At 76.7% G+C, this 22,504-nt stretch carries 2 protein-coding genes; both read right to left on the reverse strand.

Annotated features, from left to right (window positions below; translation table 11 throughout):
* Nucleotides 1-6: 6 nt before the first annotated feature.
* Nucleotides 7-12,852, reverse strand: a complete 12,846-nt coding sequence (locus tag ACIRBX_RS01440) for a type I polyketide synthase (RefSeq protein ID WP_402293046.1) — start codon at nt 12,850-12,852, stop codon at nt 7-9.
* 15 nt (nt 12,853-12,867) lie between these two features.
* Entirely contained in the window at nt 12,868-22,395 is a 9,528-nt protein-coding gene (locus ACIRBX_RS01445) for a type I polyketide synthase (protein WP_402293047.1), read from the reverse strand.
* Nucleotides 22,396-22,504 lie beyond the last annotated feature (109 nt).

The following is a 22,504-nucleotide window of genomic DNA, read 5'->3' on the forward strand; positions in this document are numbered from 1 at the left end:
GGCCGCTCAGAGAGCGTCGGAGTTGCCGTCGATCAGGGCGAAGAGCTCGTCGTCGGTGGCGCTGTCCAGGTCGAAGTCCGCGTCGCCGGGGAGTCCCTGGTCGAAGCGGTCCACCAGGGCCCGCAGCCGGGCCAGCACCGCGTCCCGGTCCGGGCCGTCCTCGGCCGCCGGGCCGTCGAACAGGCGCTCCAGCGCGGCCACCGACTCCAGCGCGCCGAGCTCCACCGGCTCGTCGCCCAGCGGGAGTTCGGCCAGCAGGTGGGCGGCCAGCGCCGACGGGTTCGGGTGGTCGAAGACCAGGGTGGCGGGCAGCTCCAGGCCGGTGCCGGCGCCGATCCGGTTGCGCAGTTCGACGGCGGTCAGCGAGCTGAGGCCGAGGTCCCGGAAGGCGCGGTCCGCGCCGACCTCCCCGGTGTCCGGGTGGCCGAGCACCGCCGCCGCCTCCCGGCGGACCAGGTCGAGCAGCAGGGCCTCCCGGGCCGACGGGTCGTCGAGCACCCGGAGCCGGGCCACCCACGGGGCGCTCTCGCCCGCCTCGGCGGCGGCGAAGGCCGGGGCGGTCACGGTCGCGTTGGTGACCGTGGCGTCCAGCCAGTACCGCTGCCGCTGGAAGGCGTAGCCGGGCAGCGCGATCCGGCGCGGCCTGGCCCCGGCCAGCACGCCCGGCCAGTCCACCGGCACCCCGCGCACCCAGAGCTCGGCGGCGGAGAGCAGGAAGCGGTCCAGGCCGCCGTGGTCGCGGCGCAGCGTGCCGGTGACCACCGACCCGGCGCCGGCCCCGGCCGAGGCCAGGGTCTCCTGGAGCGGCACGGTGAGCACCGGGTGCGGGCTGACCTCGACGAAGACCGTGTGGCCCTCGGCGGCCAGCGCCCTGGTGGCCTCCTCGAAGCGGACCGTCTCGCGCAGGTTGGTCACCCAGTACTCGGCGTCCAGCCCGGCGGTGTCCTGCCAGTCCCCGGTGACGGTGGAGAGCAGCGGCACCTCCCCGGTGCGCGGGCGGACCGGGGCGAGCAGCTCCAGCAGCTCCTCCCGCAGCCCGTCCACCTGGGCGGAGTGCGAGGCGTAGTCGACCGGGATCAGCCGGGCCCGGACCTCCTCCGCCTGGTAGCCGGCCACCAGCTCGGCCAGCGCCTCCGGCTCGCCGGAGACCACGGTGGCGGACGGGCCGTTGACCACCGCGACCGAGATCCGGCCGTCCCAGGCCGCGATCCGCTCGGTGACCTCGGCGGCGGGCAGCGCCACCGAGGCCATCCCGCCCCGGCCGGAGAGGGCCAGGATGGCCCGGCTGCGCAGGGCCACCACCCGGGCCCCGTCGGCCAGGCTCAGGCCGCCCGCCACCACGGCGGCGGCGATCTCGCCCTGGCTGTGGCCGACCACCGCGTCCGGGCGGACGCCGTGGGCCTGCCAGAGCTCGGCCAGCGAGACCATCACGGCCCACAGCACCGGCTGCACCACGTCCACCCGGTCCAGGCCGGGCGCACCCGGCTCGCCGCGCAGCACGGCCGGCAGCGACCAGTCGGTGTACGGGGCCAGCGCCGCCGCGCACTCCGCGATCCGGGCGGCGAACGCCGGTGCGGTGTCCAGCAGTTCGACCGCCATGGCGGCCCACTGGGAGCCCTGGCCGGGGAAGACGAAGACGGTCCGGCCGTCCACGTCCGCCCGTCCGGTCACCAGTGCGGCCGAGGGGTCACCGGCGGCCAGCAGCTTCAGCCCGGCCGGGTCGCCGACCACCACCGCCCGCTCCTCCAGCGCGCCCCGGGTGGTGACCAGGGAGTGCGCCACGTCGACGGGCTCGGCGCCTTCGAGCAGCTCGGCCACCAGCCCGGCCTGCTCGCGCAGCGCCTGCGGGGTGCGGGCCGAGACCGCGAACGGCAGCACCGGCGGGGTGGCACCGCGCTCGGGCGCGGCCGCCTCCTCCGGGGCCTGCTCGATGATCACGTGGGCGTTGGTGCCGGAGACCCCGAAGGAGGAGATCCCGGCCCGGCGCGGACGGTCCAGGGCGGGCCAGTCCTGACGCTCGGTCAGCAGCTCGACCGCACCGGCCGACCAGTCCACGTACGGGGACGGCTCGTCCACGTGCAGGGTCTGCGGCAGCACGCCGTGCCGGATCGCCTGCACCATCTTGATCACCCCGGCGGCGCCGGCGGCGGCCTGGGTGTGGCCGATGTTGGACTTCAACGAGCCGAGCAGGAGGGGCTGTTCGCGGTCCTGGCCGTAGGTGGCCAGCAGCGCCTGCGCCTCGATCGGGTCACCGAGCCGGGTGCCGGTGCCGTGGCCCTCCACCGCGTCCACCTCGTGCACGGCCAGCCCGGAGTTGGCCAGCGCCTGCCGGATGACGCGCTGCTGGGACGGACCGCTCGGCGCGGTCAGCCCGTTCGAGGCGCCGTCCTGGTTCACCGCACTGCCGCGCAGCACCGCCAGCACCCGGTGCCCGTTCCGCCGGGCGTCGGAGAGCCGCTCGACCAGCAGCAGGCCCACCCCCTCGCCCCAGCCGGTGCCGTCCGCCGCACCCGCGTACGCCTTGCAGCGGCCGTCCTCGGAGAGGGCGCGCTGGCGGGAGAACTCCACGAAGGTGGTCGGGGTGGACATCACCGCGACGCCACCGGCCAGTGCCAGGTCGCACTCCCCGGCCCGCAGCGACTGGGCGGCCAGGTGCAGGGCGACGAGCGAGGAGGAGCACGCGGTGTCCACCGTGACCGCCGGGCCCTCGAAGCCGAAGGTGTAGGAGATCCGCCCGGAGGCCACCGAGCCCGCCGTGCCGTTGCCGAGCCAGCCCTCCAGCTCGGCCGGGACCTCCCGGACCCGGGGCGCGTAGTCGTGGTACATCACCCCGGCGAAGACGCCGGTCCGACTGCCCCGCAGCGTGGCCGGGTCGATGCCCGCGCTCTCCAGCGCCTCCCAACCGGCCTCCAGCAGCAGCCGCTGCTGGGGGTCGGTGGCCAGCGCCTCGCGCGGCGAGATCCCGAAGAAGCCGGCGTCGAACTCGGCGGCCCGGTCCAGGAATCCGCCGTGCCGGGTGTAGGAGGTACCGGGCCGGTCCGGGTCCGGGTCGTACAGGTTCTCCAGGTCCCAACCCCGGTCGGTCGGGAACTCCCCGACCGCGTCCCGGCCTTCGGCGACCAGCTGCCAGAGCTCGTCCGGGGTGGTCACCCCACCGGGCAGGCGGCAGGCCATGCCGACGATGACGATCGGGTCCTCGGTGGTCCGGGCCTGCGGCGCCGCCGTCCGGACCGCCGGGGCGGGGGCCGCCCCGAGCAGCTCGGTCAGCAGGTGAGCAGCGAGTGCGGTCGGGTTCGGGTGGTCGAAGACCAGGGTGGCGGAGAGCCGCAGGCCGGTGGCCGCGCCGATCCGGTTGCGCAGTTCGACGGCGGTCAGCGAGTCCAGGCCGAGGCTGGTGAACGGGCGCTGGGCGCCGACGCCCGCGGCGTCGGTGCCGAGCACGGCCGCCACCTCGGTACGGACCAGGCGGAGCACTGTGGCCAGCCGCTCGGCCTCGTCGGCCAGCTGGGCCAGCCGCTCGGCGAGCGGGGTCTCCCCCGCCGCCGCGCCGCCGGTGCTGGCCGCCCGGCGGGCCGGGCGGACCAGACCGCGCAGCAGCGCGGGCACCGGACGGCCGCGCAGCGCGGCCAGGTCCAGCGGCGCGGGCACCAGCACCGGACGGTCCGTCAGCAGACCGGCGGCGTCGAACAGCGCGGCCCCCTCGGCCGAGCCGATCGGGCGGATGCCGAGCCGGGCCAGCCGGGCGTGGTCGGTGGCCGACAGGTGGCCGGTGATGCCGCTGGCCTCGGCCCACTGTCCCCAGGCCAGCGACTGTCCCGGCAGGCCGATCGAGCGGCGGTGCGCGGCCAGCGCGTCCAGGTAGGTGTTGGCCGCCGAGTAGCTCGCCTGCCCCGGCGAGCCGAGCACGGCCGCGACGGAGGAGTAGAGCACGAAGGCGGCCAGGTCGTGACCCCTGGTCAGCTCGTGCAGGTGGCGGGCGCCGTCGGCCTTGGGGGCCCAGACGGTGGCCAGCCGCTCGGGGGTGAGCGAACCGAAAACACCGTCGTCCACCACCCCGGCCGTGTGCACCACGGCCGTCAGCGGGTGGGCCGTCGGGATCGCCGCGATGGCCTCCTTCAGCGCCTCGCGGTCGGCCGCGTCGGCCGCCGCGATGGTCACCTCGGCACCCAACCCGACCAGCTCCTCCCGGAGTTCGGCCGCACCGGCGGCCCGGTCACCGCTGCGGGAGAGCAGCAGCAGGTGCCGCACGCCCCGCTCGGTCACCAGGTGACGGGCCAGCAGCCCGCCCAGCACCCCGGTGCCACCGGTGATCAGCACGGTGCCCTCGGGGGCCCAGGGCTGCTGCTCGGCATCCGCCGGCAGGGTCACCCGGGCCAGCCTCGGCACGTGCACCCGGCTGTCCCGGACGGCCAGTTGGGGTTCGCCGGAGGCCAGCAGGGACGGCAGCAGGCCGTCGATCCCGGCGTCGGCGTCGGCGTCCACCAGCACGATCCGCTCGGGGTGCTCGGACTGCGCGGAGCGCAGCAGCCCCCAGACCGGCGCCACCAGGGGATCCGGCACCTGGTCGGCCACCGGGACGGCGCCGGTGGTCCGCACCACCAGCCGCGCCCCCTCGTTGGCCTCGTCCGCCAGCCAGTTCTGAACGGCCGTCAGCACCTCGGCCAGCACACCCTCGCGGGCCTCCACCGTCAGCAGGGTGTGCGCGGCCGCCGTGTCCGCCTCGGGCAGCTCGATCTCCGGCCACTCGACGGCGAACAGCGCGTCCCGGTCGACGGCCGGGGCGGTGCCCAGCACGCCGTCCTGCACCGGCCGGGTGACCAGCGAGCCGACGGTGATCACCGGACGGCCCTCGGTGTCGACGGCCTCGATGGCGTAGTCGTCCGCTCCACCGGCGGTCAGCCGGACCCGGATCCGGTCGGCGCCCGCCGCGTGCAGGCTGACGCCCCGGTAGGCGAAGGGCAGGCGCCGCACTCCGGCCGCACTGCCGTGCAGGGCCGGGAGTTGGGCCGCCGCGTCCAGCAGGGCCGGGTGGATGCCGAAGCGGGCGGCGTCGGGGAGCAGCTGCTCGGGCAGCGCGGCCTCGGCGTACAGGGTGTCCCCGTCCCGCCAGACGGCCGCCAGGCCCCGGAAGGCCAGCCCGTAGTCCAGCCCGACCCCGGCCAGCAGCTCGTACGCCTCGGCGACCGGGATCTCCTCGGCGCCCTGCGGCGGCCAGGCGAACGCCTCGACGGCCGCAGCGGGCCGCTCGGAGAGCACACCGCTGGCGTGCCGGGTCCACTCCCCCGCCGCGCCGGTACGGGAGTGCACCGCGACGGTCCGGGTGCCGTCCGCCGCCGACTCGCCCACGGCGAGCTGGAGTTGGAGTGCGCCCTCGGCGGGGAGCAGCAGCGGGGACTCCACCACCAGCTCCTCCAGGGTGCTCGCGCCGACCTCGTCGCCGGCCCGGACGGCCAGCTCGACCAGGGCCGCGCCGGGGGCCAGTACGGTGCCGAGCGCGACGTGGTCGGCCAGCCAGGGGTGAGTGCGCAGCGAGAGGCTGCCGGTCAGCACCAGGCCCGAGGAGTCCGCCGGGGTGAGCACCGCGCCGAGCACCGGGTGCTCGACCGCGCCGAGGCCGAGGCCCGAGGCGTCGGCGGTCCGCCGGGCCGGCTCCAGCCAGTACCGGCGGCGCTGGAACGGGTAGGTGGGCAGGTCGAGTTCGGGGCGGCGGCCACCGCCGAACAGCACCGGCCAGTCCACCTGGTGGCCCCGGACGTGGATCCGGGCCAGCGCGGTGAGCGCCGTCTCGGCCTCGCTCCGGTCCCGGCGCAGCGCGGCGGCCGTCACCGGCTCGTCCAGGGTGGCGCCGACCAGGCCGGTCAGCGTGCCGTCCGGGCCGAGCTCGACGAAGGTGGAGACCCCCTCGGCGGCCAACTCCCGGACCACGTCCGCGAACCGGACCGCCTCGCGGACGTGGCGAACCCAGTACTGCGGGTCGGTCAGCTCGGCGGCGGTGGCCACCTTGCCGGTGAGGTTGGAGACCACCGGGATCTGCGGGGCCTGGTAGGTGAGCCCGGCGGCCACCCGACCGAAGTCGGCCAGCATGCCGTCCATGTGGGCGGAGTGGAAGGCGTGGCTGACCGTCAGCCGCTTGGTGCGCCGGTCGGCGAAGACCAGCCGGACCGTCTCGGCGGCCTCGGCGTCGCCGGAGACCACCACCGAGCGCGGGCCGTTCACGGCAGCGATGTCGACCCCCGGGACGAGGGCCGCGCGGACCTCCTCCTCGGTCGCCTCGATCGCCACCATGGCTCCGCCGCCCGGGAGTTCCTGCATCAGCCGGGCCCGGGCCGCCACCAGGGTGGCCGCGTCGGCCAGCGAGAGCACCCCCGCCACGTGGGCCGCCGCCAGCTCACCGATCGAGTGACCGGCCAGCAGGTCCGGCCGCACCCCCCACGACTCGTAGAGGCGGTACAGCGCCACCTCGACGGCGAACAGCGCAGGCTGCGTCCATCCCGTCTCGTCCAGCCCCTCCCCACTCTCGATCACCCCGGCCAGACCGGGCAGCCCGAGCGCCGCCACCACCGCGTCGAACGCCTCCGCGAACACCGGGAACGCGGCGGACAACTCCCGCCCCATGCCCACCCGCTGGCTGCCCTGGCCGGAGAACAGGAAGGCCAGGTCGCCGGAGCCGGCCGTACCCCGCACCACGCCGGGGCCGTCCAGCTCGCGCAGCGCCGCGACGCCGCCGAGCACCACCGCGCGCTCCTCCAGCGCGGCGCGGGCGGTCACCAGGGACTGCGCCACCGCCAACGGGCTCTCGGAGTGGGCCAGTTCGGCCACCTGCTTGGCCTGGGCGGCCAGCGCCTCGGGCGAGCGGGCCGAGAGCACGAAGGGCACCAGGGCCGGGGCCTCGACGGCCTGCGGCGCCCGGCTCTGCTCCGGGGCCTGCTCGATGATCACGTGGGCGTTGGTGCCGGAGACGCCGAAGGCCGAGACGCCGGCCCGGCGCGGGCGGTCCAGCGCGGGCCACTCCTGGTCCTCCGTCAGCACCCGCACCGTGCCCGCCGACCAGTCCACGTGCGGGGACGGCGCGTCCACGTGCAGGGTGCGCGGCAGCACGCCGTGCCGGATCGCCTGCACCATCTTGATCACGCCCGCCACGCCCGCCGCCGCCTGGCTGTGGCCGATGTTGGACTTCACCGAGCCGAGCCAGAGCGGGTGCTCGCGCTCCTGCCCGTAGGTGGCGATCAGTGCCTGGGCCTCGATCGGGTCGCCCAGCGTGGTGCCGGTGCCGTGCGCCTCGACGGCGTCCACCTCGTGCGCGGCCAGCCCGGCCTGGGCCAGGGCTTGGCGGATGACGCGCTGCTGGGACGGACCGCTCGGCGCGGTCAGCCCGTTGGAGGCACCGTCCTGGTTCACCGCGCTGCCGCGCAGCACCGCCAGCACCTGGTGGCCGTTGCGCCGCGCGTCGGAGAGCCGCTCGACCAGCAGCAGGCCCACGCCCTCCGCCCAGCCGGTGCCGTCCGCCGCCGCCGCGAAGGCCTTGCAGCGCCCGTCGGGCGACATGGCCCGCTGGCGGGAGAACTCGACGAAGGTGGTCGGCGTGGTCATCAGCAGCACGCCACCCGCCACCGCGAGGTCGGACTCCCCGGAGCGCAGCGACTGCGCGGCCAGGTGCAGGGCGACCAGCGAGGAGGAGCACGCGGTGTCCACGGTGACCGCCGGGCCCTCGAAGCCGAAGGTGTAGGAGATCCGCCCGGAGGCGACCGAGCCCGCGTTGCCGATCCCCAGGTACGCCTCCAGCTCGGCCGGCACCTGCTGCCCGGCACCCGCGTAGTCCCGGCCGGAGATGCCGGCGAAGACGCCCGTCCGGCTGCCGCGCAGCGCGGTCGGGTCGATCCCGGCCCGCTCGAACGCCTCCCAGGTGGTCTCCAGCAGCAGCCGCTGCTGGGGGTCGATCGCCGGCGCCTCGCGCGGCGGGATCCCGAAGAACTCGGCGTCGAACTCGCCGATGCCGTCCAGGAATCCGCCGTGCTTGGAGTAGGAGGTGCCCGGCCGGTCCGGGTCGGGGCTGTAGAGCGACTCCAGGTCCCAGCCCCGGTCGGCGGGGAATTCGGTGAGGGCGTCCACGCCCTCGCTGACGACCCGCCAGAGGTCCTCGGGCGAGCCGACCCCGCCGGGGTAGCGGCAGGCCATCCCGACGATCGCGATCGGGTCCTCGTCCAGGCCCGTGGCGGCCACCGTGACCGACTGCCCGGTGGATTCGGTGCCCCAGAGCTCGGCCGCCAGCCAGTCGGCCAGCGCGGCCGGGGTCGGGTGGTCGAAGACCACGGTGGCGGGCAGGCGGCGGCCGGTGGCCGCGCCCAGCCGGTTGCGGAACTCGACCGCGGTCAGCGAGTCGAAGCCCTGCTGGCGGAACGCCTTGGCCGGGTCGATCGCCTCGGCCGAGCCGTGCCGCTGCACGGCGGCGGCCTCGGCCCGGATCAGGGCCAGCAGGCTGCGGCGGCGCTCGGCGGCCGGCAGCCCGGCCAGCCGGGCCGTCAGGTCGCCTGCGGCGGCCGGGGTGGTGGCCACCGGCTCCGCCTCCCGGCGGATCAGCTCGGCGGCGATCGGGTGGCGGCGGCCCCGGAACAGCACGGGCCAGTCGGCGTCCACCACCACCAGGGTGGTGTCCCCGTGGTCCAGCGCCTGGCCGAGCAGCTCGACGGCCTGCTGCGGCGGCAGCGAGACCAGGCCGTGCCGGAGCAGCTGCTCCTCCGCGCCGTCGGCGGCGATGCCGTCGCCGGCCCAGTGGCCCCAGGCGATCGAGGTGGCGGGGCGGCCGGCCGCCCGGCGGTGCTCGGCCAGTGCGTCCAGGTAGGCGTTGCCGGGCGCGTAGTTGGCCTGCCCGGGGATGCCGCAGAGACCGGCCACCGAGGAGAACAGCACGAAGGCCGACAGGTCCAGCCCGGCGGTCAGCTCGTCCAGCAGTCGCGCCGCGCCGGCCTTGGCCCGCAGCGCCAGCTCCAGCTGAGCCGCCGTCAGGGTCGGGATCAGGCCGTCGTGCAGCGCGGCGGCGGTGTGCACCACGGCGGTCAGCGGACGCTCGGCGGGGATGTCCGCCAGCACGGCGGCCAGCGCCTCGCGGTCGGCCACGTCGGCGGCGGCGAAGCTCACCCCGGTGCCCAGCGCGGCGAGTTCGGCGGCCAGCTCGGCCGCGCCCGGCGCCTCGGCGCCCCGGCGGCTGACCAGCAGCAGGTGCTCGGCGCCCCGGCCGGCCAGCCAGCGGGCCACGTGGCCGCCGAGTGCCCCGGTGCCGCCGGTGATCAGGGTGGTGCCGCTCGGCTGCCAGGGCCGCTCGGCATCCCCGGCGGGGGCGGCAGCGGTCAGGCGGCGCGCGAAGACCCCGGCGGGGCGCAGCGCCAGCTCCACCTCGCGGTCGGCGGAAGTGTCGGCCAGCAGGGCGGTCAGCTGCCGCCAGGTGCCGGCGTCCGGCTCGGCCGGCAGGTCGGCCAGGCCGCCGTGCAGGCCGGGGAGTTCGGCCGCCAGGATGGCTCCGAAGCCCCACACCAGCGCCTGCTGCGGGTCGGTGACCGGGTCGGCCGGGCCGGTGGAGACGGCGCCCCGGGTCAGGTACCAGAGCGGGGCGTGCGCCCCCGCGTCCTCCAGCGCCTGGGCGAGGGCGACCTCGGCGGCGTAGGCCCACGGCACCTCCGGGTGCCCGGGGTGGGCGCCACCGCGCAGCTGGAGCAGCGAGACCACTCCGGCGTGCGGGCCGGCGGCGGCCAGCGCCTCGGTGAGCGCGGCCCGGTCGGTGGAGCCGGGCACGAGCACGGGCCGCGCCCCGGCGGCGGTGAGCGCCTCGGTGAGGGCGGCGGTCCACGGGTGGCCGGTCTGCTCCTCGGGGGTGACGATCAGCCAGCGGCCGTCCAGCGCGGCGCCGTCGGCGGGCTGCACCGGGCGCCAGGTGATCCGGTGGCGCCAGCCGTCGGCGGCGGTGGCGGCGCGGCGGCGCTCCCACCAGGTGGCCAGCGCGGGCAGCACCGGGACGAGCCGCTCGCCGTCCAGGCCGATCGCCTCGCCGAGCCGGGCGGCGTCGCCCTCGCCGACCAGGTCCCAGAAGGCCTCGTCGGGGGCGCCGCCGGTACCGGTCAGCTGCTCGGGCGAGCGGCTGGCGTCCAGCCAGTACCGCTGCCGCTCGAAGGGGTAGGTGGGCAGCTCGGCCGGCCGGGGCCGGGTGCTGGCGAAGGCGGCCGTCCAGTCCACCAGGACGCCACGGACGTGGAGTTCGGCCACCGAGGCCAGCCAGCGGGCCCGGTCGCCGTGGTCGCGCCGCAGCGAGCCGGCCACCACCGGCTGGTCCACCCCGGCCGCGTCCAGGGTGTCCTCGATCGCGCCGGTCAGCACCGGGTGCGGGCTGACCTCGACGAAGACGGTGTGCCCGTCCTCGGCCAGCCGGCGGGTGGCCTGCTCGAAGCGGACGGTGGAGCGCAGGTTGCGGTACCAGTAGTCGGCGTCCAGCCCGGCGGTGTCCAGCCAGTCGCCGGTCACGGTGGAGAGCAGCGGCACCTCGCCGGTGCGCGGGGCCACGGGGGCCAGCAGCTCCAGCAGTTCGGCCCGCAGTGCCTCGGTCTGCACCGAGTGGGAGGCGTAGTCGATGTTCACCGGACGGGTCCGGACGCCCTCCGCCTGGTACCCGGCGGCCAGCTCGGCCAGCGCGTCGAGGTCACCGGAGGCCACGGTGGAGAGCGGGCCGTTCACCACGCCGATGGAGAGCCGGCCGGGCCAGGCGGCGATCCGGGCCTCCACCTCGGCGAGCGGCTTCGGGATCGACAGCATGCCGCCCTTGCCGGAGAGGGTGGCCAGCGCCTGGGCCCGGCGGGCCACGATCCGGGCCGCGTCCGCCAGGCTGAGAGCACCCGCCACGTAGGCGGCGGCCACCTCGCCCTGGCTGTGGCCGACCACCGCGTCGGGGCGCACCCCGTAGGACTTCCACAGCTCGGCCAGCGCCACCATCACGGCCCACAGGGTGGGCTGCACCACGTCCACCCGGTCCGGGTCGGGGCCGCCGGGCAGGCCGCGCACCACGTCCAGCAGCGACCAGTCGGTGTGCGGGGCGAGCGCCTCGGCCGCCCGGGTCAGCGCGGCGGCGAACACCGGCTCGGCGTCCAGCAGTCCGGCCGCCATGCCGGTCCACTGGGAACCCTGGCCGGGGAAGACGAAAACCACCTTGCCGGGGGTGCCGGCCCGCCCGCGCACCACCTGGGGCGCCGTCAGGTCGGCCAGTGCCTCGGGGCCGCCGATCGCGACGGCCCGCTCGGTGAGGTGGGCTCGGCCGGTCGCCAGGGTGTGCGCCAGGTCCAGCGGGGCGACGGCGCCGAAGGCGGCCGAGATCCGGGCGGCCTGGGCGGTCAGCGCCTCGGGAGTGCGGGCGGAGAGCAGGTAGGGCAGCACCTCGGGGGTCTCGCCCGGCTCGGCCGGGGTCTCCTCGGGGGCCTGCTCCACGATCACGTGCGCATTGGTGCCGGAGACCCCGAACGCCGAGACGGCGGCCCGGCGCGGGCGGTCCAGCTCCGGCCAGTCCTGACGCTCGGTCAGCAGCCGGACGGTGCCCTCGGACCAGTCCACGTGCGGGGACGGCGCGTCCACGTGCAGGGTGCGCGGCAGCACGCCGTGCCGGATCGCCTGCACCGACTTGATCACGCCGGCCACCCCGGCGGCGGCCTGGGTGTGGCCGATGTTGGACTTCAACGATCCGAGCCAGAGCGGCCGTTCGGCGTCGTGGGCCTGCCCGTAGGTGGAGATCAGCGCCTGCGCCTCGATCGGGTCGCCGAGCCGGGTGCCGGTGCCGTGCGCCTCGACCAGGTCCACGTCGGCCGGGGTGATCCCGGCCGAGGCCAGCGCCTGCCGGATGACCCGCTGCTGGGAGCTGCCGCTCGGGGCGGTGAGCTGGCTGCTGCGGCCGTCCTGGTTGACCGCCGAGCCGCTGAGCACGGCCAGCACCCGGTGGCCGTTGCGGCGGGCGTCGGAGAGCTTCTCCAGGACCAGCAGACCGGCGCCCTCGCCCCAGCCGGTGCCGTCGGCGGCAGCGGCGAAGGCCTTCACCCGGCCGTCGGGGGCCAGGCCGCGCTGGCGGCTGAACTCGATGAACATGCCGGGTGCCGAGAGCACCGTGGCGCCGCCGGCCAGGGCGAGCGAGCACTCGCCGGAGCGCAGTGCGCCGGCCGCCAGGTGCAGGGCCACCAGGGAGGAGGAGCAGGCGGTGTCGACGGTGACGGCCGGGCCCTCCAGACCCAGGGTGTAGGCGATCCGGCCGGAGGCGACGGAGGTGGTGGTGCCGGTGAGCACGTAGCCGTCGGTCTGCTCGGCGGGCAGGTGGTGCATGGACGGGCCGTACTCCTGGGCGATCACCCCGGCGAACACGCCGGTCCGGGTGCCGCGCAGCGACTCCGGGTCGATCGCGGCATGCTCCAGCGCCTCCCAGGCGGTCTCCAGCAGCAGGCGCTGCTGCGGCTCGGCGGCCAGCGCCTCGCGCGGCGAGACACCGAAGAACGCGGCGTCGAACTCGCCCGCCCGGTAGAGGAATCCGCCCTCCCGGGCGTAGCTGCGCCCGGGCCGGTCCGGGTCCGGGTCGTACAGGTGGTCCAGGTCCCAGCCGCGATCGGTCGGGAACGGGCCGACCACATCGCGCTCCTCGGCGACCAGCTCCCAGAGCGCGTCCGGGGTGTCGGCGCCGCCGGGGAGGCGGCAGGCCATGCCGACGATGGCGATCGGCTCCTCGGGGCCGGTGCCCGCGGCGCGGGCCTCGGCGTCCTTCAGCCGCTGACGGGTCTGGTGCAGCTCGGTGGCCACCTTGTTGAGGTAGTCGCGGAGCTTCTGCTCGTTGCTGCTCATCTCTGCGTGCGCCTCTCAGGAAATTCCGAGCTCGTTGTCGATGAAGTCGAAGATGTCGTCGTTGCTGACTTCGCTGATCCGGTCGGCGATGCCGTCGTCCGGGGTGGCGGCGGGGGCGCCGCCGACGGTGGCCAGCAGGACGGCCAGCCGGGTGGCCGCGTCGGCCCGGTGCTCACCGCCGAGCGCGGCGAGGGCACGCTCCAGGCGGTCGAACTCCGCCGCCAGGTCGACTCGTTCGGTCTGCACCCGGGCCTGGTCCGGCTCGGCGGGTGCCAGGCGCTCCCGCAGGTGGGCCGCCAGCGAGAGCGGGGTCGGGTGGTCGAAGACGGCGGTGGTGGGCAGCCGCAGGCCGGTGGCGGCGTTGATCCGGTTCCGCAGCTCGACCACACCGAGCGAGTCGAAGCCGGTGTCCATGAAGCCGCCGGCGGGGGTGACCGCCTCCGGGCCCGGGTGGCCGAGCACCGAGGCGGCGGTGGAGCGCACCAGGCCGAGCAGGATGCGCTCCCGCTCTCCGGCGGACTTGCCCGCCAACTGCGCGGCCAGCGCCTCCGGTTCGCCACTGGCGGCCGGGCGGGCCCGCCGTCGGGTGAGGCCGGTGAGCACGGGCGAGAGCTTCTCGGCCGGGACGGCGGCGGTGTCGATCCGGGCCGCCACCAGGGCGGCGTACGGGGTGCCGGTGCCGCCCTGCGCGGCCGACGCGCCCGGCCCACCCGAGGTACCCGGCCCGGCCGGTCCGCCGAGGGCGGCGTCGAACAGGGCCAGGCCCTGGTCGTCCGTCATCGGGGCCAGTCCGGTGGCGGCCAGCCGCTCGGCCTCCGCCGCACCGAGCCCGGCCGCCATCCCGCCGGCCTCCGCCCAGACGCCCCAGGCGAGCGAGACGGCGGGCAGCCCGCGCACCCGGCGGTGCTGCGCGATGGCGTCCAACTGGGCGTTCGCGGCAGCGTAGTTGGCCTGCCCGGGATTGCCCAGCACGGCGACGGCGGAGGAGAACAGCACGAAGGCCGACAGCTCCAGGTGCTCGGTGGCGCGGTGCAGGTGCCAGGCACCGTCCGCCTTGGGCCGGGCCACCGAGCGCAGCCGCTCGGGGGTGAGCGAGGTCAGCACGGTGTCGTCCAGCACCCCGGCGGTGTGCACCACGGCGGTCAACGGGTGCTCCGCCGGGACGCTCCCGACCAGGGCGGCGACCGCCGCCGGGTCACCGATGTCGGCGGCCGTGGCGGTGGCGGCGGCCCCGAGCCGGGCCAGCTCGGCCAGCAGCTCCGGCGCACCCGGGGCGTTGACGCCCTGACGGCTCGCCAGCAGCAGGTGCCGGACGCCGTGGTGGGTGACCAGCCGCCGGGCCACCAGTACGCCGAGCGCTCCGGTGCCGCCGGTGACCAGCACGGTGCCGCCCTCGGCGAGCGGGGTCGGCAGGGTGAGCGCCAGCTTGCCGGTGTGCCGGGCCTGGCTGAGCCGGCGCAGCGCCTGCGGGGCCTGCCGGACGTCCTGGGCCAGCACCGGAAGCGGCGTCAACTCCCCGGCCGCGAACAGTCCTTCCAGCTCGGCGAAGATCGCGGCGATCCGCTCCGGATCGACGTCGAACAGGTCGAAGGCCAGGTAGGCGGCCCCGTCGTGGTCGGCCGCCACGGTGGCCGGGTCGCGCTGGTCGGTCTTGCCCATCTCGACGAACCGCCCGCCCGGGGCGAGCAGCCGCAGCGAGGCGTCGGTGTACTCGCCCGCGAGGGCGTTCAGCACCACGTCCACGCCGCGCCCCTCGGTGACCGCGCGGAAGTCGGCCTCGAAGTCCAGTGTCCGGCTGGAGGCGATCCGGTCCTCCTCGACGCCCAGGCCGCGCAGCACCTCCCACTTGGCCGGGCTGGCCGTGCCGTGCACCACCGAGCCGCCCTGGCGGGCGAGTTGGACGGCCGCCTGACCGACGCCCCCGGTCGCGGCGTGCACCAGCACGCTCTCGCCCGGCCGCAGGCCCGCCAGTCCGTAGAGGCCGTGGTGCGCGGTGAGGAAGGCCACCGGCACGGTCGCCGCCTCGGCGTCGCTCCACCGCTCCGGCACCTTGACGAGCAGCCGGTGATCGGTCACCGCCACCGGGCCGAGGGTGCCCTGCACCAGACCGGTCACCCGGTCGCCGACCGCCAGCCGGGTCACCCCCGGGCCGGTCTCCAGCACCGTGCCGGCCGCCTCGGCACCGATCCGGGCACCGCCCGGGTAGATGCCGAGGGTGATCAGCACGTCGCGGAAGTTCAGCCCGGCCGCCCGGACCGCGAGGCGCACCTCGCCGGCGGCGAGCGGACGCTCCGCCTCGGGGGCGGGCAGCAGCGCCAGACTCTCCAGGCTGCCGGGGTTCGCGGTGTCCAGCCGCCACGGTCCGTCCGGGACGGCCAGGGTGTCGGCGGGGCGGACCCTGACCAGCCGGGGCACCAGGATCTCCCCGGCCCGGACGGCGAGTTGGGGCTCTCCCGAGGCCAGTGCCGCCGGGACGGCCCCGGCCGAGGCCGGGGTGCCGTCGAGGTCGAGCAGCACCAGACGGCCGGGCTGCTCGGTCTGCGCGGTGCGGACCAGCCCCCAGACGGCAGCGGCGGCCGGGCTCGGCACGTCCTCCCCGGCATGGGTCGCGACGGCCTGCTCGGTGGCCAGCACCAGGGTGCCGCCCTCCCCCGCCAGCCAGCCCTGGATCAGCTCCAACGCCTGCTCGGCGTCCTCCACCGGGGCCACCGCGTGCTGCCCGGCCGCCACCTCGGCCACCGAGGCCAGCACCGGCCACCCGGGCGTCAGCCGCCCGCTGTCCAGCGCGGCCCAGCCGTCGGGCGCAGCCTGACCGGCAGTCAGCGCCGCAGCTTCACGGGTCCCCGCCGGGCCGCCGGAGACGGGCACCTGCCCGGCACCGGGACGCGCGGCAGCAGCCTGACCGGCAGTCAGCGCCTCAGCCACCGACGGCACGCCCGAAGCACCTGCCCGTCCACCGCCCCTACCCGTCGGGACCCCCTGACCGGAGATCGACTGCCCGGTGCCCTCGCCCAGCGCCGCCAGGGGCTGCCAGTCCAGGCGGTAGAGGGAGTCGGCCCCGGCCGTGGCAGCGGCGGCCCGCAGGGTGAGGGCGCCGACGGTGGCGACCGGCAGTCCCGCCGGGTCCGTCACCGCGAGCGCCACGGTGTCCGGACCGGTCGTGCTGATCCGGGCCCGCAGGGCGGTCGCCCCGGGGCGGTGCACCGTCACCTCCCGCCAGGCGAACGGCAGTACCGTCCGCTCGGCGTCCTGCACCACCGCGTGCAGCACCGCGTCCAGCAGCGCCGGGTGCAGCGCGTAGTCCGCGCCGTCCGCCGCCGGGGCGATCTCCGCGTACAGCTCCTCGCCGTGCCGCCAGGCGGCCGTCAGCCCCTGGAAGTCGGGGCCGTACCGGTAGCCCTGCTCGGCCAGCCGCCCGTACAGACCGTCGAGGTCCACCTCCTGCGCACCCGCCGGCGGCCACTGCGCCGCGTCGAAGGCCGCCACGGCCGCGACCGCCAGCGTCCCGGCCGCGTGCCGGGTCCACTCCTGCGCACCGTCCTCCGCCTGCGAGCGGATCTGCACCGGCCGCCGGCCCTCGTCCTCCGCCGCACCGACCACCACCTGCAGCCGCACCCCGCCACGCTCCGGCAGCGCCAACGGCGCCTCCAGGTCCAGCGACTCGATCGCCCCCGCACCCGCCACCCGGGCCGCCTGCACCGCCAGCTCCAGGAAGGCCGTGCCGGGCAGCAGCACCGCGCCGCCGACGACGTGCCCGGCCAGCCACGGATGGGTCCGCAGCGAGAGCCGTCCGGTGAGCAACCAGCCCTCACCGTCCGGGAGTTCGGTGGAACCGGTGAGCAGCGGGTGGCCGGTCTCGGACAGCCCGCCGCCCGTGCCGGGCCCGGCCGCCGCCTGGTCCAGCCAGTACCGGCGGCGCTCGAAGGGGTAGGTCGGCAGGGTCGGCCAGGGCGCCCGCCCCGGGAAGGCGGCCCGCCAGTCCACGGCCACGCCGTGCACGTGCAGTCGGGCCAGGGCCTCCGTCAGGGTGTCCTCCTCGGACCGGCCGGCCCGCAGCACCGCCGCCAGCACCCGCGGCGCCCGCTCCGGGTCCTCCCCGCCTGCCAGGCCCTCCAGGCTCTCCTCGGCCAGCGCGGTGAGCACCGGCCCGGGGCCGAGCTCCAGGTACGCGGAGACGCCGAGGCCGTCCAGCGCCAGCACGCCGTCGTGGAAGCGGACCGCCTCGCGGATGTGCCGCACCCAGTAGCCGGGGTCGGTCAACTCCCCCTCCCCGACCGGGGCTCCGGTCAGGTTGGAGATCACCGACAGCTGCGGCTCGCTGTACGTCAGCCGCTCCGCCACCGCCCGGAAGTCCGCCAGCACGGCGTCCATCTGCGGGGAGTGGAAGGCCCGGCCGACGGTGAGCAGCTTGGTCCGCCGCCCGTTCGCCCGCCAGCTCTCGGCCAGCCGCCGGACCTCGTCGCCCTCGCCCGAGATCACCACCGAGCGCGGACCGTTGACGGCCGCGACCGACACCGCGTCACCCAGTCCGGGCAGCACCTCGGCCTCGGTCGCCTGGACGGCGGCCATCGCACCACCCGCCGGCAGCGCCTCCATCAGCCGGCCGCGCGCGGCGACCAGCGTCACCGCGTCCGCCAGCGAGAAAACCCCGGCCAGGTGCGCGGCGCTCAACTCGCCCACCGAGTGGCCGATCAGGTGGTCCGGGCGCACCCCGCGCGAGAGCGCCAGCCGGTGCAGCGCGACGTGCAGGGTGAACAGCACGGGCTGGGTGTACGCCGTGGTGTCGATCAGCGCGGCCTCCGCGCTGCCCTCCTCGGCGAACAGCACCCGCTTCAACGGCACCGTCAGCTCGGCGTCGAACAGCGCGGCGATCTCGTCCACCGCCGCCGCGAACACCGGCTCCCGTTCGTACAGTTCGCGCCCCGCGCCGGGCCGCTGGCTGCCCTGGCCGGAGTACAGGAAGGCCGTCCGGACGTCCCGCTGCGCCGTGCCGGTCAGCACTCCGGGGGCCTCCCGCCCCTCGGCGACCGCCCGCAGGCCCTCGGCCAGCGCCTCCTCGCCGAGCAGCACGGCGCGGTGCTCGAAGTGCGTCCGCCCGGTCGCCAACTCCGCCGCCAGGCCCGGCTCCCCGGCCACCTCGACCAGTCGGCCGGCCTGCGCCCGCAGGGCCGGCACGCTGCGGGCCGACAGCAGCAGCGGGCCGCTGTCCTCCGCACCGGCCGTCGCCTTCTCACCGGCCGTCAGCTCCTCGGCCGGCGGCGCCTCCAGGATCAGGTGGGCGTTGGTACCGCTGATGCCGAAGGAGGAGACGGCGGCCCGGCGCGGGCGGCCGGTCTGCGGCCAGCCGGTGGTACCGGTCGGCAGGCTCACCGAGCCCGTGCTCCAGTCCACGTGCGGGGTCGGCTCGTCCAGGTGCAGGGTGCCGGGCAGCTCACCGTGCTGGAAGGCCTGCACCAGCTTGATCACACCGGTCACCCCGGCGGCGGCCTGGGTGTGGCCGATGTTGGACTTCAACGAGCCGAGCAGCAGCGGCTCCTGACGGTCCTTCCCGTAGGTGGCCAGGATCGCCTGCGCCTCGATCGGGTCACCGAGCGCGGTGCCGGTGCCGTGTGCCTCGACGGCGTCCACCTCGTGCCCGGCCAACCCGGCCTGGGCCAGCGCCTGCCGGATCACCCGCTCCTGGGCCGGCCCGTTCGGGGCGGTCAGCCCGTTCGAGGCGCCGTCCTGGTTCACCGCGCTGCCGCGCAGCACCGCCAGCACCCGGTGCCCGTGGCGCCGCGCGTCCGAGAGCCGCTCCAGCAGCACCAGCCCGACGCCCTCGGCCCAGGCGGTGCCGTCGGCGCCCCGGGCGAAGGGCTTGGCCCGGCCGTCGGCGGCCAGGCCGCGCTGACGGCTGAACTCGGTGAACATGCCCGGGGTGGACATCACCGTCACCCCGCCCGCCACCGCCAGGTCGCTCTCGCCGGAGCGCAGCGACTGGGCGGCCAGGTGGATCGCCACCAGGGAGGAGGAGCAGGCGGTGTCCACCGTGATGGCCGGTCCCTCCAGGCCCAGCGCGTACGCCAGCCGGCCGCTGGCGACCGAGCCGAGCGTGCCGGTCAGCGCGTGCCCCTCGTAGCCGCTCGGGGTCTCGTGCAGGCGCGGGCCGTACTCCTGCTGCATGGCACCGACGAAGACACCGGTGCGGCTGCCGCGCAGAGTGGCCGGGACGATCCCGGCCCGCTCGGTCAACTCCCAGGCGGACTCCAGCAGGAGGCGCTGCTGCGGGTCCATCGCGGCGGCCTCGCGCGGGGCCAGGCCGAAGAACGCGCCGTCGAAGGTGTCGGCGTCGTGCAGGAAGCCGCCCTGCCGGGTGTAGGTGGAGCCCGGGCGTTCGCCGTCCGGGTCGTAGAGCGCCTCCAGGTCCCAGCCCCGGTTCTCCGGGAACGGGCCGATGGCGTCCCGGCCGTCCCGCAGCAGCTCCCAGAGCCGCTCGGGGGTGTCGGCCCCGCCGGGCCAGCGCCCGCTGAGCGCCACCACGACCACCGGGTCGTCGTCCTGCGCGGCGGGTCGGACGGGCGCCACCGGCTCGGCCTGCCCGCCGCCGGCCAGGTAGGCGGCGACCGCAGCGGGGGTCGGCCGGTCGTAGGTCAGGGTGGCGGGCAGGTCCAGGCCGGTGGCGCCGGCCAGCCGGTCGCGGAACTCCACGGCGGCCACCGAGTCGAAGCCCAACTCCTTGAAGGTGTGCGCCGGATCGACCGCCGCCGGGCCGCTCTGGCCCAGTACCAGCGCGGCGGCCGAGCGGACGGCGGTCAGCGCCTGCGCCTCGGTCAGCCCGGTCTCCGCAGCCGCCTCCGCCGTCACCACCTCCACCTCCGCCGCCTCCGCCGTACCGACCGCCCGCTCGGGCAGCGGCGCGGTCTCGCCGTCCAGCCAGAGGTGGCGGCGCTGGAAGGCGTAGGTCGGCAGCGTCAGGTGTCCGCCGCCCGGCCCGTGGAGCGTGGCCCAGTCCACCGAGCCGCCCCGGACGTGCAGTTCGGCCAGCGAGCTGCGGAACTGCGCCAGCCCGCCGTGGTCGCGGCGCAGCGTGCCGGTGACGGCCGCGCCGGTCTGCTCGGTGGTCTGGCCGAGGCCCAGGGTGAGCACCGGGTGGGCGCTGCTCTCCACGAAGCTGCGGTGTCCGTCGGCCAGCGCGGCGCGGACGGCCTGCTCCAACTGCACGGTGGAGCGCAGGTTCCGGTACCAGTAGGCGGCGGTCAGCTCGGTGGTGTCGAGCGCGGCGCCGGTGACGGTGGAGTAGAAGACGGTGTCGGTGGCCTGCGGACGGACCGCCGCCAGCAGCTCCGGCAGCCGCTCGGCCAGCGGCTCCACCTGCGGGGAGTGCGAGGCGTAGTCCACCGGCACCAGCCGGGCCCGGACCTCGCGCTTCTGGTAGCCCTCGACCAGCTCGGCCACCGCCGCGCGCTCGCCCGAAATCACCGTGGCGGAGGGCCCGTTGACGGCGGCGACGCTGACCCGGCCGTCCCAGGCGGCCAGGTCGGCCGCGACCTCGGCGGCCGGCAGCGGCACCGCCGCCATCGCGCCTCGCCCGCTGGTGCCGAGCCCCGCGATGGCCCGGGCGCGGAGCGCCACCACGGCGGCGGCGTCGGCCAGCGAGAGCGCACCGGCCACGTACGCGGCGGCGATCTCGCCCTGGGAGTGCCCGATCACCGCGTCCGGCGTGACCCCGGAGGCCCGCCACAGGGCGGCCAGCGCGACGTTCACCGCGAACAGCGCGGGCTGCACCACGTCGACCCGCTCCAGGTCGGCCGCGCCCTCCTCGCCGCGCAGCACCGCCGTCAGCGACCAGTCCACGTACGGGGCGAGGGCCTCCTCCACGGCCGCGATCTCGGCGGCGAACGCCGGTGCGGTGTCCAGCAGTTCGCGGGCCATGCCGTCCCACTGCGAGCCCTGCCCGGGGAAGACCAGCACGGTGCCGCCGCCCCGGTGGGCCCGGCCCTGCACCAGCCCGGCTGCCTGCTCGCCGCGCTCCAGCGCGCGCAGCGCCTCGACCAGCTCGGCCCGGTCGGCGCCGCTGACCACGGCGCGGTGCTCGAAGTGGCTGCGGGTGGTGGCCAGCGCCCGGCCCACCGCGCCCGGGTGCGTCCCGTCCGCCTCCGCGAACTCCCGGAGCCGAGCGGCCTGGTGACGCAGCGCCGGCCCGGAGCGGCCGGAGAGCGGCCAGAAGCCCCGGCCATCGCCGGACTCCGGCCCGGCCCCCGGGACGGGCGCGGCGCCGACGATCACGTGTGCGTTGGTCCCGCCGACGCCGAACGAGCTGACCCCGGCCAGCGGCGCGGCCTCCGGCCAGGCCCGGCCCTCGGTGGGGACGGCCAGGCCGAGGCGCTCGAACGGGATGTCCGGGTTCGGCGTCTCGAAGTTGAGGCTGGCGGGCACCGCCCGGTGGTGCACCGCGAGCACGGTCTTCAACAGACCGACGATGCCGGCCGCGCCCTCCAGGTGGCCGACGTTGGTCTTGGCCGAGCCGACCAGCAGCGGGGACCCGCCCGCCCGGGCGGTGCCGAGCGCGGCCCCGAGCCCGGCCGCCTCGATCGGGTCGCCGACCCGGGTGCCGGTGCCGTGCAGCTCGACGTAGCCGATCCGCTCGGGCCGGACTCCCGCACGCCGCACGGCCCTTCGGATCACCTCGGCCTGCGCCTCGGCGCTCGGGACGGTCAGCCCGTCGGTGGCGCCGTCGCTGTTCACCGCGCTGCCGTGCAGCACGGCGTAGACCCGGTCACCGTCGGAGAGGGCCCGCACCAGCGGCTTGAGCACCAGCACCACACCGCCCTCACCGCGCGCGTAGCCGTTGGCCCGGGCGTCGAAGGTGAAGCAGCGGTCGTCCGGGGAGAGGGCACCGAAGCGCTCCACGGTCCGGGTGGAGTCCGGGGCCAGGTTGAGGTTCACCCCGGCCGCGAGGGCGTACTCCGACTCGCCGGTCCGCAGGCTCTCCACCGCGAGGTGGACCGCGACCAGCGAGGAGGACTGCGCGGAGTCCACCGTCAGGCTCGGGCCGCGCAGGTCGAGCGCGTAGGAGACCCGGTTGGCGATCACGCCCTTGTTCAGCCCGGTCAGGGTGTGCCGGGAGACGCTGCCGGTCCGGGCCGCCAGGGACGCGTAGTCGGCCCCGATCGCCCCGACGAACACCCCGGTCCGCGAGCCGCCGAGCGCGGCGGGCAGCACGCCCGCGTCCTCCAGTGCCTCCCAGGCGAGTTCGAGCACCAGCCGCTGCTGCGGGTCCGCGACGGCGGCCTCGGCCGGCGAGATCCCGAAGAACTCCGGGTCGAAGCCGCCCACTTCGTCCAGGTACCCACCGGCCCGGGGCCGCTCCCCCTCGGCGAACCGCCCCGCCGGGTACACCCCCACGGCGCTGCCGCCCTCCGCCAGGAGCCGCCAGAACGCCGCCGGATCTGCCGCCCCCGGCAGCCGGCAGGCGGCACCCACCACGGCCACCGCGTCCGGCGAGGCGGTGTCGGGCACTGCGCCGTCGGGCGCTTGGGGGTCGAACGGGTCCAGGCGAGACATGGTCGGTTCACTCCTGAGGGGAGGCTGTGTCAGTGCCCCTCAGCGTTCCGCCCGCAGCGTCCCACCGGGCCCCTACGCAACCCCTGTCGTACCCCTAGCCCGGGCCTGA

Source organism: Kitasatospora sp. NPDC096147 (assembly GCF_044763225.1).
Lineage (GTDB): Bacteria > Actinomycetota > Actinomycetes > Streptomycetales > Streptomycetaceae > Kitasatospora.

Coding starts and splice junctions, on each gene's coding strand:
- ACIRBX_RS01440 (WP_402293046.1), bottom strand. CDS start 12,852: ATGAGCAGCAACGAGCAGAAGCTCCGCGACTACCTCAACAAGGTGGCC.
- ACIRBX_RS01445 (WP_402293047.1), bottom strand. CDS start 22,395: ATGTCTCGCCTGGACCCGTTCGACCCCCAAGCGCCCGACGGCGCAGTG.